General features: G+C 38.1%; 17 protein-coding genes. 11 read left to right on the top strand and 6 right to left on the bottom strand.

Features of this window, described 5'->3' with window-relative positions; genetic code table 11:
* The first annotated feature begins 25 nt into the window (after positions 1–25).
* From nadA to MCBB_RS08335, 4 genes are all read left to right on the top strand, one after another.
* Entirely contained in the window at positions 26–940 is a 915-nt protein-coding gene (gene nadA, locus MCBB_RS08350) for a quinolinate synthase NadA (protein WP_071907332.1), read from the top strand.
* Between the two features lie 97 nt (positions 941–1,037).
* Positions 1,038–2,036, top strand: coding sequence for a hypothetical protein (locus MCBB_RS08345; RefSeq protein WP_084789919.1), 999 nt, complete (start codon positions 1,038–1,040; stop codon positions 2,034–2,036).
* Positions 2,037–2,226: 190 nt separating this feature from the next.
* Positions 2,227–4,023, top strand: coding sequence for an MJ1255/VC2487 family glycosyltransferase (locus MCBB_RS08340; RefSeq protein ID WP_071907330.1), 1,797 nt, complete (start codon positions 2,227–2,229; stop codon positions 4,021–4,023).
* 122 nt (positions 4,024–4,145) lie between these two features.
* Positions 4,146–5,276 carry a DUF763 domain-containing protein gene (locus tag MCBB_RS08335; RefSeq protein ID WP_071907329.1) on the top strand — a complete coding sequence of 377 codons (1,131 nt, stop codon included), beginning with the start codon at positions 4,146–4,148 and terminating at the stop codon, positions 5,274–5,276.
* Between the two features lie 33 nt (positions 5,277–5,309).
* Here the strand turns inward: MCBB_RS08335 and MCBB_RS08330 are convergent, their stop codons facing one another.
* Entirely contained in the window at positions 5,310–5,807 is a 498-nt protein-coding gene (locus tag MCBB_RS08330) for a CcdC protein domain-containing protein (RefSeq protein ID WP_231916342.1), read from the bottom strand.
* Between the two features lie 322 nt (positions 5,808–6,129).
* Between MCBB_RS08330 and MCBB_RS08325 the strand changes: the two genes are divergently transcribed.
* Entirely contained in the window at positions 6,130–6,438 is a 309-nt protein-coding gene (locus tag MCBB_RS08325) for a DUF4064 domain-containing protein (RefSeq protein WP_071907327.1), read from the top strand.
* Positions 6,439–6,460: 22 nt separating this feature from the next.
* Positions 6,461–6,916, top strand: coding sequence for a hypothetical protein (locus MCBB_RS08320; RefSeq protein WP_231916341.1), 456 nt, complete (start codon positions 6,461–6,463; stop codon positions 6,914–6,916).
* Between the two features lie 79 nt (positions 6,917–6,995).
* Here MCBB_RS08320 and MCBB_RS08315 read toward each other — a convergent pair whose 3' ends face one another.
* The 3 genes from MCBB_RS08315 to nudC all read right to left on the bottom strand — a co-directional run bounded on the left by MCBB_RS08315 (position 6,996) and on the right by nudC (position 8,794).
* Positions 6,996–7,442 (bottom strand): universal stress protein, encoded by a 447-nt coding sequence (locus MCBB_RS08315; protein ID WP_071907326.1) that lies wholly within the window; start codon positions 7,440–7,442, stop codon positions 6,996–6,998.
* 114 nt (positions 7,443–7,556) lie between these two features.
* Positions 7,557–7,868, bottom strand: a complete 312-nt coding sequence (locus MCBB_RS08310; protein WP_071907325.1) for a hypothetical protein — start codon at positions 7,866–7,868, stop codon at positions 7,557–7,559.
* A gap of 101 nt (positions 7,869–7,969) precedes the next feature.
* Complete coding sequence (gene nudC / locus MCBB_RS08305; RefSeq protein ID WP_071907324.1) at positions 7,970–8,794, bottom strand: NAD(+) diphosphatase; 825 nt, start codon at positions 8,792–8,794, stop codon at positions 7,970–7,972.
* 136 nt (positions 8,795–8,930) lie between these two features.
* On the opposite strand from nudC, the gene MCBB_RS08300 reads away from it, so the two are divergent.
* Positions 8,931–9,320 carry a hypothetical protein gene (locus MCBB_RS08300; protein ID WP_071907323.1) on the top strand — a complete coding sequence of 130 codons (390 nt, stop codon included), beginning with the start codon at positions 8,931–8,933 and terminating at the stop codon, positions 9,318–9,320.
* Between the two features lie 518 nt (positions 9,321–9,838).
* Here the strand turns inward: MCBB_RS08300 and MCBB_RS08295 are convergent.
* Positions 9,839–10,204 (bottom strand): response regulator, encoded by a 366-nt coding sequence (locus MCBB_RS08295; protein ID WP_071907322.1) that lies wholly within the window; start codon positions 10,202–10,204, stop codon positions 9,839–9,841.
* 576 nt (positions 10,205–10,780) lie between these two features.
* Between MCBB_RS08295 and MCBB_RS08290 the strand changes: the two genes are divergently transcribed.
* The 3 genes from MCBB_RS08290 to MCBB_RS12140 all read left to right on the top strand — a co-directional run bounded on the left by MCBB_RS08290 (position 10,781) and on the right by MCBB_RS12140 (position 14,058).
* On the top strand, positions 10,781–12,589 hold the full coding sequence (locus MCBB_RS08290; RefSeq protein ID WP_071907321.1) for a DUF11 domain-containing protein: 1,809 nt from the start codon (positions 10,781–10,783) through the stop codon (positions 12,587–12,589).
* A 934-nt stretch (positions 12,590–13,523) separates the two neighbouring features.
* Complete coding sequence (locus MCBB_RS08280) at positions 13,524–13,718, top strand: hypothetical protein (protein ID WP_071907319.1); 195 nt, start codon at positions 13,524–13,526, stop codon at positions 13,716–13,718.
* A gap of 97 nt (positions 13,719–13,815) precedes the next feature.
* Positions 13,816–14,058, top strand: a complete 243-nt coding sequence (locus tag MCBB_RS12140; RefSeq protein ID WP_071907318.1) for a hypothetical protein — start codon at positions 13,816–13,818, stop codon at positions 14,056–14,058.
* Positions 14,059–14,087: 29 nt separating this feature from the next.
* Here MCBB_RS12140 and MCBB_RS12135 read toward each other — a convergent pair whose 3' ends face one another.
* Entirely contained in the window at positions 14,088–14,252 is a 165-nt protein-coding gene (locus MCBB_RS12135; RefSeq protein WP_171899117.1) for a hypothetical protein, read from the bottom strand.
* Positions 14,253–14,517: 265 nt separating this feature from the next.
* Between MCBB_RS12135 and MCBB_RS08270 the strand changes: the two genes are divergently transcribed.
* Complete coding sequence (locus MCBB_RS08270) at positions 14,518–16,128, top strand: sensor histidine kinase (RefSeq protein ID WP_171899116.1); 1,611 nt, start codon at positions 14,518–14,520, stop codon at positions 16,126–16,128.
* Positions 16,129–16,292 lie beyond the last annotated feature (164 nt).

Raw genomic sequence — 16,292 nt, 5'->3', positions numbered from 1 at the left:
GTGATAAAATTTTAAGGCGATTATCATGTTAAATGATCTGCAAAAAGAAATCATAAAACTCAAAGAAGAGAAAAATGCCACAATACTGGCTCATAATTATCAAACAGGCGATATACAGGAGATAGCTGATTTTATAGGTGATTCTCTCGAGTTATGTATAAAAGCCTCTGAAATAACAGATTCCCCTCTTGTTGTATTCTGTGGGGTTGACTTCATGGCTGAAACAGCTGCAATACTCAACCCAGATAAGAAAATACTCATTCCTGATAAAAACTCAGAGTGTCCAATGGCAAACATGCTCCCTGTGGAAGAGCTCAGGAAAGCCAAGAAGAGATACCCTGATGCAGCAGTTGTGCTCTACGTTAACACCCTTGCAGAGGCAAAAGCTGAAGCGGACATACTTTGCACATCAGCAAATGCTGTTAAAGTTGTTGAAAGTCTTGATGAAGATCTCATACTCTTCGGACCTGATATGAACCTTGCATGGCACGTACAACAGCAGGTGGACAAGGAAATAATTCCTGTACCTGAAAACGGGCACTGCTACGTTCACAGGATGTTCAACCTCCACGATATGCACGCTTTAAGGGAGAAGTATCCTGATGCAGATATAATGATCCATCCAGAGAGCGACCCTGAGGTTCAGGAATTTGCAGACTACGTTCTAAGTACCGGTGGTATGATGAGGCACGTTGCAGAATCCCCAAAACAGACCTTCATAGTTGGAACTGAGTACGACCTCGTAACCAGACTTAGAGGGGAACATCCGGATAAAACCTTCATCCCAGCATTGGATGATGCAATATGTGAAAACATGAAACTCCACACCCTTGAAAAGGTTAAAAATTCCCTTCTGAATGAGGAGTTTGTTGTCACAGTTCCTGAAGAAACAGCCAAAGAGGCAAGAAAAGCCATCCAGAGAATGCTTGATGTTTCATAGACTCTATGTTTAATAAGGAGAACCAAACTTCATATTTAATAATAGAATCAAGGATAAAATCAAGTAACTACAAAACTACTGGTGATGAATCTTGCGAATGGATCGTCTTGGACTTGCAGGGATTGTACTAATAATTCTGGGAGTTGTGCTCCTTAAAACTGGTTTTATGGACAACGTAGTGGCCACGCTACTCTGGCCCATACTTGAAGGCTCCTCTGAAGGTAAGGCTGTGATACTTCTGGTTATGATGGGAAGCCTTCTGGTTCTAAGTTCCTTCATAACTTCAAGTTCCAGACTGAACCCCAAGATCTTCCCGGGTAGCTGGTTCGACGGACGCAGGTACCTTTTAATCTCCATTGTAACTATGTTCGTTACCTGTGTGGTTGGTCTCATCACTGAAGTGTGGATAAGGCTTAAATTCAATGTTTCATTGTTCACAGTGTTCACTGCAGTGAATCCAACCCCGAGCACAACGAGCATAATGCACACACATGTCTTCAAATCAGTGATTGGGTACATGGTGAGTTTGATGGGTGAAACTGCACCCCACCACATAAACACAGGCCTTGCAATCCTTCAGTACGCTTCACCATTCGCTTTCCTTGCATTGATATCACTGCCCCTTGCATACATTGCAGGACTGCTAGCAATGACCGGCATGAGAGATTCATACAAGGTTATAAGTGCATTTGGGCTCACAGTAGCCATAATAGGTATGATGGATGGAGGAATGTTCTCACAACCCTTCCTCATAGGTTTGGGCATACTACTCTTCATGTACTTTGCAGAGAACAGGTTCTCCCCAAGGTTACTGGTGAAACCGGGCCTTATTATATTGATGATAATTCTTGCAGGCTTTGCAATTGAACTTGGAGGCACCAACACGGACCACTACACACTCACGGTCATAAACCAGCATGAACCAGTTAACATGACATCCTACAACGTTACGGCTGTCCAGCACACTGATGATAAAACCATTTACACCCTGAAAACATCTGAAGGGGATAAAGCAATTATTAAAAAGGTTTTCGTTGATTTCCAGGGTAAAGCAGATGCTTCCTTCATGACATGGAACTTCTACTCCTACGTGTAGGAAACTCTGTTTTCTAACATAATCTATTGAGAATTTCCAGCTTCAAACAACTCATTTTAAATTTAATTTCACTGCAGGATCAACTTCATTTATAAATCTTCAAGCACAAGTTATATTCAGGAAACTCAAATCTTTTTTCAATTCAGAAATTTTTCAATTCAGAAAGAATCAAAATCATTTAAGTGAGAACATGAAGCTCAGTATTATCATTCCAACCTACAACGAGGAAGAGTACCTTCCAAAACTGTTGGAAAGCATTAAGAATCAGAACTTTAAGGATGAATACGAAGTCATAGTGGCAGATGCAGGCTCCAAGGATAGAACAAGGGAAATTGCAGAATCCTACAATTGTAAGGTGGTTGAAGGAGGATTACCTGCTCTTGGAAGAAACCGGGGTGCTGAAGCCTCCTCTGGAGATTACCTTCTATTTTTAGACTCTGATGTGATACTCACTGAGGGTTACCTGGAATCTGCACTGGAAGAATTCACCCAAAAGGATCTGGGCATTGCAATCACCCAGATGATACCCTTAAGTGACAGTAAAATTGATAAGATATCTCATGACTTTGCCAACTTCTTCATGAGAAGTGTTGAATCCATAAAACCCCATGGAGCTGGATGTTACGGAATTTTAACAAGAAGAGACCTTCACGATGCAGTTGATGGTTTTGACGAGTCCATAGATTTCGGCGAGGACACGGATTACATCGAAAAAATTGCAAAGATAAGCTCTTTCAGGGTTTTAAGAAAACCTAAACTTCTAGTTTCAATAAGGCGCCTTGAAAAGGAAGGACGAAAGGCCATAGCATTCAAGTACGCTAAAAGCACCATATACCAGTTCTCAGGAAGGAAGATAACAGCTGAAGACCTGGACTACGACTTCGATTACTCAAATGAGAAGCAGCTGACAGAGAGGACCACTGGAAAGAAGAGAATCATATATTCACTCTGCGGTGAGGGTATGGGACACGCAATACGCAGCGGGGTTGTAATAAAACAGCTATCAAAGAAGTACGATGTTGTGGTTTTTGCAAGCGACAGAGCGTATCAGTACATCTCAAAAAAACATGACAAAGTCTATGAGATCGGTGGTTTCAACACAGTCTACGAGGATAATGAGGTGAGTAACAGCAAAACTTTTGTCAAGGGAATGAAAGGACTTCCAGGTGACCTTAAAAATAATTTAAGGCTCATGCATGGTGTTGTTAAGGAGTTCAAACCACACGTTATTGTATCTGATTTTGAGTTCTATGCAAACCTCCTGAGCAAGATAGTGAAGATACCACTAATAAGCATTGATAACATCAGTGTTTTAACCCAGTGTGAACTGGATGTTCCCAAAAAGTACCGTGGAGACAGGTTGAAGGCTGAGGGAGTGGCATACTCATTTATAACCATGCCCAAGAAGTACATCATAACCAGCTTCTTCAGGGCACCCCTTAAAAATCCTGAAAAAGCAGAGATGTTCTCACCCATACTCCGTGAGGAGATATTAAACCTGAAACCTGAGACCGGGGATCATATCCTTGTTTACCAGACCAGCACGTCCAACAAGAAGCTTCTGGAGCTTTTAAAGAGTGTTGGAATTAAATGTATTGTCTACGGCTTCAACCAGGATAAAGAGGATGGAAGCCTAAGGTTCAAGAAGTTCAACGAGGATGAATTCTACACGGATCTTGCATCCTGCCGTGCAATCATAACCAACGGAGGATTCACCCTTATAACAGAGGCACTTTACCTTAAAAAACCTATTCTAAGTGTTCCCGTTAAAAAACAGTTCGAACAGATACTCAATGCAATATACATCGAAAGAATGGGATATGGAGAGTTCCATGAGGAGATCACTGAAGATGTCCTGATGAACTTCCTTGAAAACCTTGACCAGTACCGAGGTAAACTTGAAGAATCAGATACCTCAGAGGGAAACCAGGAGATACTGGAAGAACTTGAAAGGACCATTGAGAAGTATGCACTGGACTTTGATTAACATTCATCTTTATCAAACATTCAAATATTCTTTTTTACATAAAATAATAAGAGAAAAAAAAGTTTGCATAGGAATTCATTTACTCAAATTTTCATAAATTTTCATAGGGGGATGATTGGCAGATGCAGTCGAGACGTGGAGTTGCAAACCTGCCCCTGCACGGGGGCCATGCGCCTAAATGGCTTTTTAACAGAATGGTTAAGCTTACAGGTAGTTTGGTAGATGTACTGCTCTACGAGTACGATGCAGACGAATTTTTAAGGAGAATCTCAAATCCTTACTGGTTCCAGGCATTCTCATGCGTCCTGGGATTTGACTGGCACTCATCAGGAACCACAACAACAACATGCGGTGCCCTTAAAATGGCAATCGACCCGGAAAAACATGGGATCATGGTTGCAGGTGGAAAGGGCAGGGCGTCGAGGAAAACACCAGCAGACATAGAAAGTGCAGGGGAACTCTTCTCACTACCAACAACCAGGGTTGAGGAAATGGTGAGTGCAAGCAGGTTATCTGCCAAGATAGACAACGCATGCATCCAGGACGGCTACAACCTCTACCACCACTCCTTCATACTAACGGAGAAAGGAAAGTGGGCGGTTGTACAGCAGGGAATGAACTCGGATACACGCTACGCAAGGCGCTACCACTGGCTTTCAGATGGTGTAAATGAATTCGTTGAGGAACCCCACCAGGGAATATGCTGCGACAGGCCAGAATCAGAAACCCTTGACATGACAGCCCACCAAAGCAGCCAAACAAGGGACACGAGTGTTGATCTCATCTGCGACAACCCAGAACACCTCAAGAAGTACTTCAAGGACAAAACACCTCTGAAGGAGAAGTCCCAGATGAGCTTGGACTCATACGTCAACGAGTTCAAGATGCCGCGCCACCATCCAGTTCTTGATATGGACCTGTCAGACAGGGAGTTCGAGGTACTGAAGAATGCATGGGAACTGCAGCCTGAAAATTATCAGGAGCTTGTTTCCCTTGAGGGAATGGGACCAAAGAAGATACGTGCCCTTGCACTGATATCTGATCTTGTTTACGGTTCAGAGCCAAGCTGGAAGGACCCTGTCAAGTACAGCTTCACCCATGGGGGAAAGGACGGCTTCCCATACCCTGTTGACAGGGAGGTTTACGATCACTCAATCTGGACTCTCAAGGAGGCCCTGAACCAGGCCAAAATTGAGAAGAAGGAGAAGTATCATGCAGTTAAGCGGTTGGAAGCTTTGATTCAGAAGGAATAAAAGATTTAAAAGGAATTTAATTCACTATTTTTTTTATTGGGCAGGGGTTTGCAAGTTTTTCTGCTTCAAATACTCCCTGTAAACATAGGCACGCCTGGCTACCATTGCACCCAGGGTCATGGATAAGAAGATGGAGGTTAAAACGCTGAGGTTTATGTATCCTGTTCCTCCAAGTGTGTCTTTTCCAAGTATCTTCACTCCTATCAGGGCTATCCATACTACCACAGCCAGAATGGATCCCTTTAGAACCATGGATCCATCTTCATGGATATTCACCTTCATGAGTGAACCTATAACTATTCCCATGCCTATTCCAACTGCAAGACCTGCAGCCACAAGGGCGAAGGCCGTGATGCTTGAAGATGCGCTGGTATAAAGGACAGCCCCTGTAGCAAGGACCATAAATACTGGCATCACGAAGAGCTTTCTCACCTTGACCTTCCGCTCCCGCAACTGAAGTATGAGAATTATGACTATGATAACGAGGAAGGTTTGATTCATATTGTTAAAATCTGGATAAATCACGGTCATCAATTAAACCTCGGACTAATTTTTCTAAAAACGATGGGTTTTTTATAAGTATAAAATGTTTTATGTGATATTTAAACTATTTTTCAGTTTTTTAAAAGCTAGGTAAAGTTAGGTTTTTTCAGCACTCTCTTTATTAAACATATATAATTCATTATTTTTACTAAATATTAATTATTAAAATTATATAATTTAATAAAATACTCCCTTTTTTAATATTTATTATATAAATTTTTTCATTTAATTTAGAATATAAAACATTATATATAATTAATTCAATATTTACTATTGACAAGCATAGGGAGGTATTGAAATTACTGAAGAAGTGAAGGAAACATCAAGGACGATTGAACTCGTCCTGGGAATAGTAGGTGGAATTTTTGGCCTTTTAGGTGGAATATTTGCAGTGATGTTTGGAATGTTCGCCTCTGAAGTTACAATGTTAGGAGTAAGTGCAATTTTAGCATCTATATTTGGTATAATTGGTTCAGTGTTGGTAGTGAAGAACCCTAAGGTCGGTGGGATAGTACTGGTTGTGAGTGCAGTCTGGCTTTTCATCAGTGTGTACCTCTTTGGAATTCTTGGAGCGGTACTCATGGTCCTTGCAGGATTGCTCGCAGTTTTAAGGAAATGAAATTTAAAAGGAGGAATGGAATATGAAAAAGGTATTTTTAATAGCAGTTGTGCTTCTGGTTGCAGCTGTTGTTGCGGTGAGTGGATGTGTGGATTCTGGATCCGACTCCTCAACAGGTAACTCATCTGGAGACACACAGGCTGCAACGAATGATCAATCTTCAATAACGGTTGACAACCTCAAGGCTAGTTCAGCTGGATACGGTAGTTATGAAGTCACAGCTTCAATAAAACCAGCCAAGGACATGGATTACATGGAAATGGTACTCATATGGTACGATTCAAGCGGTGCAGTTCTCCAGAAGGATCCCCTTGCATGGAACATCAACAACGCCAAGGCAGGACAGACAATAAAGGTTAAGGGAACATCATACGTCGACAGTGGAGAACCAGCCAAGGTGGATGTCATGTTCTTTGACTCAGTGTTCTCAGACGGTGACGAGTCAAGTGCCATTTACAAAAAAACCCTAACACTCTAAGGGTTTAAAATTTTTATTTTTTTAAAAAGATAGTTATATTTAAAGTTAGATTTAATTTAAAGTAAAAAAATGGTTGAAGTTAAGCTACAACTTCAACAGAAACCTTGGCTCTTCTCACAACCCTTTCGGTTGTTCTTCCAAGCACGAGTCTTTCAATTCCGTGTTTACCAGATTTGCCCATTACAACCTGGTCGATTCCCTCTTTTTCTATTGTTTTGAGGATGACCTCTGCAGGTTTGCCCTCCTTGATCATGGTTCGGAATTGGATGTTGCTGCAGTGCCCCTCACATTGTTTGTCTTCAAGGGTTTTTTGGAAGTCTGCAACGGCTTTTTCACCGTCAACCTTTAAACCTGCTTTGATCTGGTTTATGAGTTCATCCTGAGGTAGTGCCCTCAAGTATTCTGTGTCAATTACGTATAAAACAATGATCTCTGCGCCTTCGGATTCTGCCATGGATATGGCTTGCTCTCCAGCTCTTTCAGCCTGTTCTGATCCATCTGTAGGTACCAGTATTCTTTTTCGCACAATAATCACCTATTATCTATCTGAACCTTTATTATTAATAGATTTTTTGGATAAAATTCTTTTTACTTCAAACTTTCCCAGATTTCCCAGTAAAATGTGGATTTTACTTCAATTCTATTCTAATTCTCTTTTGTTTGGAATTCTTGGAATTTCAGAGTGACCCTTTCCAGATAACTTGCCTTTGCTAAAGTCTTGTTCATCTTTTTTAGCTTCCTTATCTGTTATTGGCTTTATGAGGGCATGTTCCTTAGCATAACCATGTTTCAGAACCTCATCCATAACTGTCTGGAAATCTTTCCTGGATAAAGCTGGAAATTCTTCTTTCAGCTTTTTATAAAGTCTCTTTTCAAGGTAAATTCCGTTGTGATTTTCCAATAGTTCGCAGGCCTTCTCTTCTATCCTGGATAATTCTTCAGTAGAAGTCATTTAGTAACCTCCATTCTTTTGGTTTTAAATTGACTCTCTTTAGGTATGTTTTTTGTGGGGAATATAGGTTTGGTTGGAATTTGATAATTCAAACTTTAATTCTAGTAGTTCTCAACAAACCAGTCAATCAACTCACTTGCAATACTGATCTTCGACGGCATCCTCGGAACCTCCTCTGCAGAGAACCATTTTGCATCGGTTATCTCATTTCCATCAACCTTTATCTCTCCGCTGTTGTATTCAGCTGTAAAACCGACCATCAATGAGTTGGGGAAGGGCCAGGGTTGGCTTCCAAAGTATTTGATATTTTTAACTTTTACCCCCACTTCTTCTGCAATTTCTCTCTGGACAGCTTCTTCCAGGGTTTCTCCAGCTTCTACAAATCCTGCAATAAGACTGTACCTTTTAAGGCCGTAGGAGTGTTTGGCCAGGAGGATTTTATCGTCATTTACGATTGCTGTTATCACTGCTGGGGACAAGCGGGTGAAGCTTGTGAATCCACATTCCGGGCAAACTTTGGCCATTTCATGCTCTGAAGTCACGGTTGGAGTCCCGCATTTCCCACAGAACTGATGATTCTTATCCCAGTTTATAACCTGAACGGCCCGACCAGCCACTAGGTATATGTCTTCATCTAAAACATCGTAGATGGACCTTAAGTCTTCAAAAGCCATTCCTTCTGGAGCTTTGGTCCCTGGTGCAGCTTCAACAGTGTAGCAGGGATGGCCTTGGAGTGTGCCGAGATATTGTGTTCTAACTGGAGAAATGGAAAAATCGTTTAGATTTTCTGTAAAAGGAATCTTAAATTCATTTTCAGTGTTTATGAGCAATTTATCAGAGTTGAAAACGAACCAGTAGGATGGGCTGTTCTTTTCGTTGGGTGTGAAAGAAGGTTTGTACCTTTTGTAGATGGTTTCTCTCTTCATGGCTAATAGATAATTTTGGCTTGGGATAAATAATTATTCATGGTGTATATTTGGCGATTATTAAAATTGGAAAATGAAATGATCACAATACTTATATATGACATATACACCATAGTATGGTGAAGGAGGGGCTGCTATGGATGATGTTAAGGATAAAGATTTGAGAACACTTTTAGATGATGCACAGGAAGATCTTAACACAGTTTTAAGGGAACTGCTTGAAACAAACACATTCTCTTATCCCAGCAGTGAAAGATTGGAAAAAGATCGGGATCTACTTGAAAATGCGCTTGAAAATACTATTGACCTCTACGAAATCAAAAAAATAACACGATTGATGCAGTTGATATACGGAGCACTTGACGAATATCAACGCAGACAAAAACCACGCATGATCCCACGTAACTACACCTTACGTGAAGATCAGATACGTAAAATCAAAGATTACTCTGCTGATAACCAGTTAAACAATGTCAGCGCAGGATTAAGGGATCTGATCGATATAGCCTTTGATGCACTCAAGTGAAGTACCTTAAATCTCTAAGAAAATATGTTAAATTGGAATTTAACCTTCAAAAACATTCTTACAGATTTATAATGTGTACCAGCATTTTCCTCAAAAAATCCAAAACCACTCTTTACACGTGACATTTTTAGCCATGTCACTGTATTTGACTACACAAAAAAAGGTTCGGTCTTGGGCTGAACCCTCATCTTGGGAATGTGGTGTTCCTTGCAAGGTGTCTTAGATACTCTGGGGGTTATATTCTTTAAATAACTTAAAACCCTTATTTTACAGTGCCATTAAAGGATAATCTACTACACACTGCCTGGAGAGTTAGGCTTGATAGATAGTAATCTTGCTATCTACAATACCCGACAAGTTCAGAGTTTCAATCCTCGTGCTGATCGATTGAAATTTCAACCCACAGTTAAGGCGGATCACAGCTACATAAGTTCAGCTTTATCTAAATCCATAGACAGTCAACTTCCTTATTTTTTTTACATTTTTTGATTAAATCTTTCAAATAAGGTTTGAATAGTCTATTCCTTGTCAGAAAAGACTCGTGAAATACAGTACTCCAGCTTTCCCTGGCTTATGGGTTTACTTAAAACAACAGCATCTTCTGGTAGCTGTAACGATTTGACGAGGCAGTTTTTAATGAAGACAGTTAAAAATATGATTGGAATATTATAACGATTTTTTATTTCTTTTGCAGATTCCACACCGCTCATTTTACCCTTTAAATTTATGTTGATTAAAACCAGATCAGGGTTTAAATCTCCTGCTTTTTTCACGGCTTCATTTCCACTGGAAACCACAGCAACCACTTCATGCCCTAATCTTCCTATAATGGTCCTTAAATAGGAAACAGTGCTAGATTCACCTTCAACAATCAGAATATCCATAAACCCACTTTTCCTGTATTGATATAATTCCTTAGAAATTATTTATTGGAATTATGGATAATAATTTATGCTTTTATGGGCAGTAATCCTTAAAATTTTATTAAAAGTTAATCCTTAAAAGGATGTTCAAAATGTAAATTTTACTGCGTTATATAAGGCTATCTCTTACTTTATGGTCGGAATATTTTTTAGTTTTCGTTGTTATTGTTGCTAACCATCACCTGCAGGCTCTTGGTGTTAAGTTCTATTTGTTTTTTCTGAATAGCCATGTTTTGTTGTGGTTGAACAGTTTGAATGTTTATTGGATACTTTTTGTATTTATTTATCAGTTTTTATATAGTAATATTGGGTTTTGTTTACATATTTTGGTTAATATGTTGTGAAATTGTTTAATTTAAAGTGTTATCCCATAGGGGGTTGATTTTTTTTGTAAATTGTTTTTATTCGCTTTGATTATCCGTATTTTTGGGGATTAAATCAGAAGTTTTATTTATTGTGGATGTATTAATTTGACATAGGCATGATAATATGATAATTTCATAGCCAGAATGAGCATGAAGGAGGTGAAAAAGACCAATGGAAACCAAAAATAAACATTCAATCCTTAAAATTCCTTTGTTGTTATTGGTTGGTGTGGTATTGTTTTCTTTTGGTGTTAGTGCTGTAAGTGCAGCTGGTACATCAAATAATTCCACAATCTATGTGAGCACACAAGGAAATGACACATGGGACGGATTAAATGCCACGTACAATGGTACAAGCGGGCCAAAAAAGACCATAACAAATGCCACAGGCACAGTAGTCGCAAATGGAACGGTTCACGTAGCACAGGGAACCTACAATGAAACTGGAATAATTATAACTAAGAACATGACAATAATAGGTGAAACCCAGGACAATACTATAATCAATGGAAAACAAACAGGAACCCCAATATTCAATATATTAACTGGAATTAACGTTACACTAATCAATTTAACTCTGAAAAACAGTACTTCAATCAATTATGGTGGAGCTATTGTCAATTATGGAACTTTGATTATAAACAACTGCACATTCTACAACAACACCGCAACAGAGGGTGGAGCCATCTGTAACTATTTTGATAGTAATTTAACTGTGAATAACAGCAAATTCACAGATAACATTGGAAATGTTGATAGTGGGGCTATCGTGAGTGTTGGAACTTTAACTGTGACTAACAGTACATTCACAGGCAACAGTGCACCTATAGGTGGAGCTATCACAACGAATACTATTTTAATAGTAACTAACAGTGCATTCTACAACAACACCGCACAATATGGTGGTGCCATATTGGAGTATGGAAATTTAACTGTAACTAACAGTACATTCATGGGCAACACAGCAACTATTAATGGTGGTGCTATTGGGCATTATGGTGTTGATTCTACGGTTGTTCTTCATTTCAACAGGATCGTTGCAAACAGTCCGAATACCAGTCAGATACACAGCGAATATATTGTAATGGATGCTACACTCAACTGGTGGGGTTCAAACCTTGATCCATCAGTTTATGTGTCTAAAGGTACTGGTGGTATTGTTAATGTAACATCTTGGTTGGTTTTGAATATCACAGCGGATCCTACCAGTATATTGAATGGTGTTAATTCTACTGTAACTGTTGATTTACTACATGACAACACTGGAACTTACCATGATCCAGTTAATGGTCATGTGCCGGATGGAATTCCAGTAACTTTCACATCAACCAATGGAAATCTAAGTACAACATCGACCACATTAATTAACGGTCAAGCAACAATTTTACTCACAGCAAATCGTGCTGGTGCCTCAAATATTAATGCAACAGTTGACAACCAAACAGTTACACAATTGTTAACAGTGAATCCAGCATCATACCTGTACTTGAACACTACAAGTTCAAAGAGTAACCCAACTGCAGGTGAAACATTCATGTTAACCTACAAACTCAGTAACAACGGCCCAGACAACGCAACCAATGTTACAATGTCTTTTCAGATACCATCTGGTTTGGAATTTGTAAATGCAAGTGTTGATAATGGAACATGGACCTACAACCCAGTAAATAGAACAATAACTTGGAACCTAACCAATGTGGCTGTGGGAGATCCTTATCTTTACCTCACAGTGAGGGCATTAGGAACTGGAAGCTACACAATTACACCAACGATAACCTCAGAGACATTCAACCAAAACAATGACCCACTAACGCCGTTCAGCATCAGCGTACAAGCACAGAACAACTCTAATGGCAATACAGTGAACGCTGCATCAACAACAAAAACCGTACCAATGCAAAAAACAGGAATGCCTATAGCAGGACTAATGTTGGCTATTCTAGCTGTTCTTGGAGGAATATTCACACCAAGGAAGAAATAAACACCAATTACCCCTTTTCTTTTTTTAAAGATCACTCTAGTACAGGTGAAGCTAGGGCCCGAATGGACATTTTTTCATAAAATGTTTATAATTTGAGAGTTGATTTTTAATTGGAGGCTGTGCACCACCCTATTTAATTACTTGTGTATTGACCCCAATTCATACCCAAGGAGCTGCACACTCCTCACCCCCATTTTACTTTTACAATATTGTTTGCAGTCAACAATTTCAAATGTGACAATACTTATTTTACAAATGTAGTTTTCATGGCTGATGGACATAGAGGACTTGATTTTAGCATATTCCAATTTGTAGCTACTAACCTGTAGGAGAGCATACATCCTATCACAATTGTTTAAAATTGTAGTATATAGGTCAGTAGGGCCATATCTACTGATCAAGATAGGCCTATTTCTTTAAGTTTCCATGTTTTAGATTTTTGAGAATGAATAATGAGAAATATACGGACTAATTTTTGTTCCTTCGTTATAGCGGAATATGGTTTACCAGAACTTCGCAATATTTTTATTTAGTTTTTTTTTTAGAAAAATTGATAGGAGATTATGATGAACACGACAAAATGTTTTATTTACACTTCCAATTCATAAATTGATATTACTATTTTACTTTTCACCTGCTCTTGCATCAGTCCTAACATATTTCATCGCCAAAATGATATTAAGGTGAATTTTTATTCTTTGGTCAAATATCAAAAATAAGATATAATTAAATAGTGGGATGGAGTGATTGATATGAGAGTGAGTGAGGGAATACCTAAAGGAAGAATTGCAGAACTATATAATCCCAATATGTTCCAGGAGCATGAGGAAGTTATAGTATTCACAAGAGATGAATTTAATAGATTTTATACTTCTATGCAGGACCAGATAAACTATATTAATAATATAGACTTGTTTCTTGATAGGAGTGAGAAATGGAAGTTAATAGGATATTGGCCGAAATTTATGGAATAATATATCTTCTAGATGTAAATATGGATTCATTATTAAAAAAAGAAGCATTAAAAACTTATCTTGATGCAAGCTTGTATAATACTATTAAAAGTTCTCATAAAAATGTTGTAGCATCTAAAAAGAAGGTATCAGGACAATTAACTCTCCCAATTTGAATTTATTATTAATTTTATAATACAATATCAATTATTGTTATTCATCGAGACATGTAAAAGTAAAATAGATATACTCTCAATGATAATCTTGTAATTAATGAGTAATACTTATCCTGTATTCATAGTTATTAGTGCTGAGGATTGTTGCCAAAAATGTGCAAATACCTACGCAGGGAAAGTATTCAGTACAGAAACGGATATGGATAAAAAACCACCCCTTCATGATGATTGTAAATGTGCTATAGCGTATTTTAAAACAAAAGAACTTGGTTTAGAAGCATCTAAAAGGATTCAAGATAAACGCTCAAATATTCAGGATTCAACTCAAAAAAAATCATAAACTCCTCTTAGACGCTAATCTTGATGTTATCATGGTTTTTGCCATAACAGATCCCAGTCTTTATCTGTAGAATTTTCTAATTTATCTTGAATCTGGTGGAGTAAAGATTCTAGTTCTTCAGGTTTACAGTTATTCACTTGATTTAAGATTTCTTCTGAAGTTTTTTCTTTTCCTTTGGATTTTCTAAAATTCATAAATGACGCCCTTAAGTTTGAATAGGAGGTGGTCGAAGCCCATTTTAAATTTTTTAGGGGACTTCGACAATACATTTGATATTAGTAATTGTTTTGGAATGAATTTCGTCGTCCAATAAAACCTGTTTCACATATATATAATAAATATTATTAGATTTTATAATTTTAGAATAGAATTAATGGGTGAAATATATTTAATTAATAGATGTATCCATATAATATATATCCTATTTTTGGTATGAGAATTCAATTTTGGTGCATTATTATGCTAAAAGATGATAATAACGTTAAATTGGCCTATGAAAAAGAGAAGAAAGTGGCATCGGAACGAGCAAAACAATTTGAAGAGTCTGAAATTTCAAGCGATGTTACACAAACTGATGAATTTCTGCAGGCTGTTCAGAACCGTTCCTGGCTGAATTTGACGTTGAGATACGTTTTATCAATTCTTGTTGTAATGGTATCATTCGGGCTATACTTTGTATTGACAGCATTGTTTGGCCCGGGACTACCAACATATATCTTGTTTTATCCTGCTATCATAATCGTAGCTATGCTAGCTGGTTTAGGGCCTGGTTTACTTGCCACAATTATATCTGTAATGTTAGCAGTAATCTGGATTATACCACCGGTGGGACAATTTACAATCAAAACACCTATAGAAGAGATCGGAGTTGTACTTTTTACTAGTTTTGGAATATTGATAAGTAGCGTAGCAGAACTATATCGTAGAAATCGAAACAAAGCAGCTGCATATGATAAAGAAAAAGCCCTGCGTGAAACACAACGAGAGAAAGAATTCTTAGCCGATATACTCGAACATGCCTCCCAACCTTTTGCTATAGGTTATCCTGACGGACGAATGGGACTACTCAACCACGCCTTTGAGCAACTCACTGGCTACACAACAGAAGAGCTTCATAACATTGACTGGTCAACTACCCTCACACCAACAGAGTGGAGGGAGATGGAAAATCAGAAATTAGACGAACTCAATCGCACGGGCCAGCCCACCCGTTACGAAAAGGAATACATTCGAAAGGACGGTTCCCGAGTACCAATCGAGTTGCTGGTCAGCATACAATTAGATGTGGAAGGAAATCCTGAATTTTATTATTCATTTATCACAGATATTTCTGAGCGTAAAAAAACAGAAAAAATAATTGAAACAACGATGAATGAATTAGAACATTCAAACAAAGAACTGGAACAGTTCGCATATATAACCTCTCATGACCTTCGAGAACCGTTGAGGATGATAACAAGCTTCTTACAATTATTAGAGAGGCGATATAAAGATCAGTTGGATGAAGATGCTAATGAATTTATAGGGTTTGCAGTTGATGGGGCTAAAAGATTAGATGCTATGACAAATGATCTTTTACAATATTCTAAAATAACCAGTGAAAAAAGAGAATTGAAACCTGTAAATTTTGAAGACGTCTTGCAAGAAGCTTTATTAAACTTGAAAGTACCAATAGAAGAAAGTAATGCTGTCATTACTCATGATCCGTTACCCACTATCAAAGGGGACGAACACTTAAAGGTGCAATTATTCCAAAACATTATAGGAAACGCCATTAAATATCGAAGTCAAGAAACTCCAAAAATTCACATATCTACAAAGAAAGAAAAAAATCAATACCTCTTTAGTTTTAAAGATAATGGAATTGGAATGTCATCTGAACACTTAGAAAGAATATTTACCATATTTCAAAGACTTCATACACATTACGAGTATGAAGGAACTGGAATAGGACTCGCAATTGCACAAAAAATTGTACATCAACAAGGTGGACAGATCTGGGTTGAATCAGAACTGGGGAAAGGCTCAACATTCTACTTCTCCATACCCACTCAAAATGCTAACAATTAGTTATTGAAAGTATCAATAACTTAACCATCTTAAATTAACAGCAGCTCTGTGTAAATGACATATTAAATATGTACCTATATGAATAAATATGGCTATATATGATTAAATGCATCTATTTATAAGTTACATCATATATATGATGATGAATCTATAGCAACAGATAC

Origin of the sequence: Methanobacterium congolense (assembly GCF_900095295.1) — an archaeon.
Taxonomy (GTDB): domain Archaea; phylum Methanobacteriota; class Methanobacteria; order Methanobacteriales; family Methanobacteriaceae; genus Methanobacterium_C; species Methanobacterium_C congolense.
This window is presented reverse-complemented; position numbering and strand designations above follow the sequence as displayed.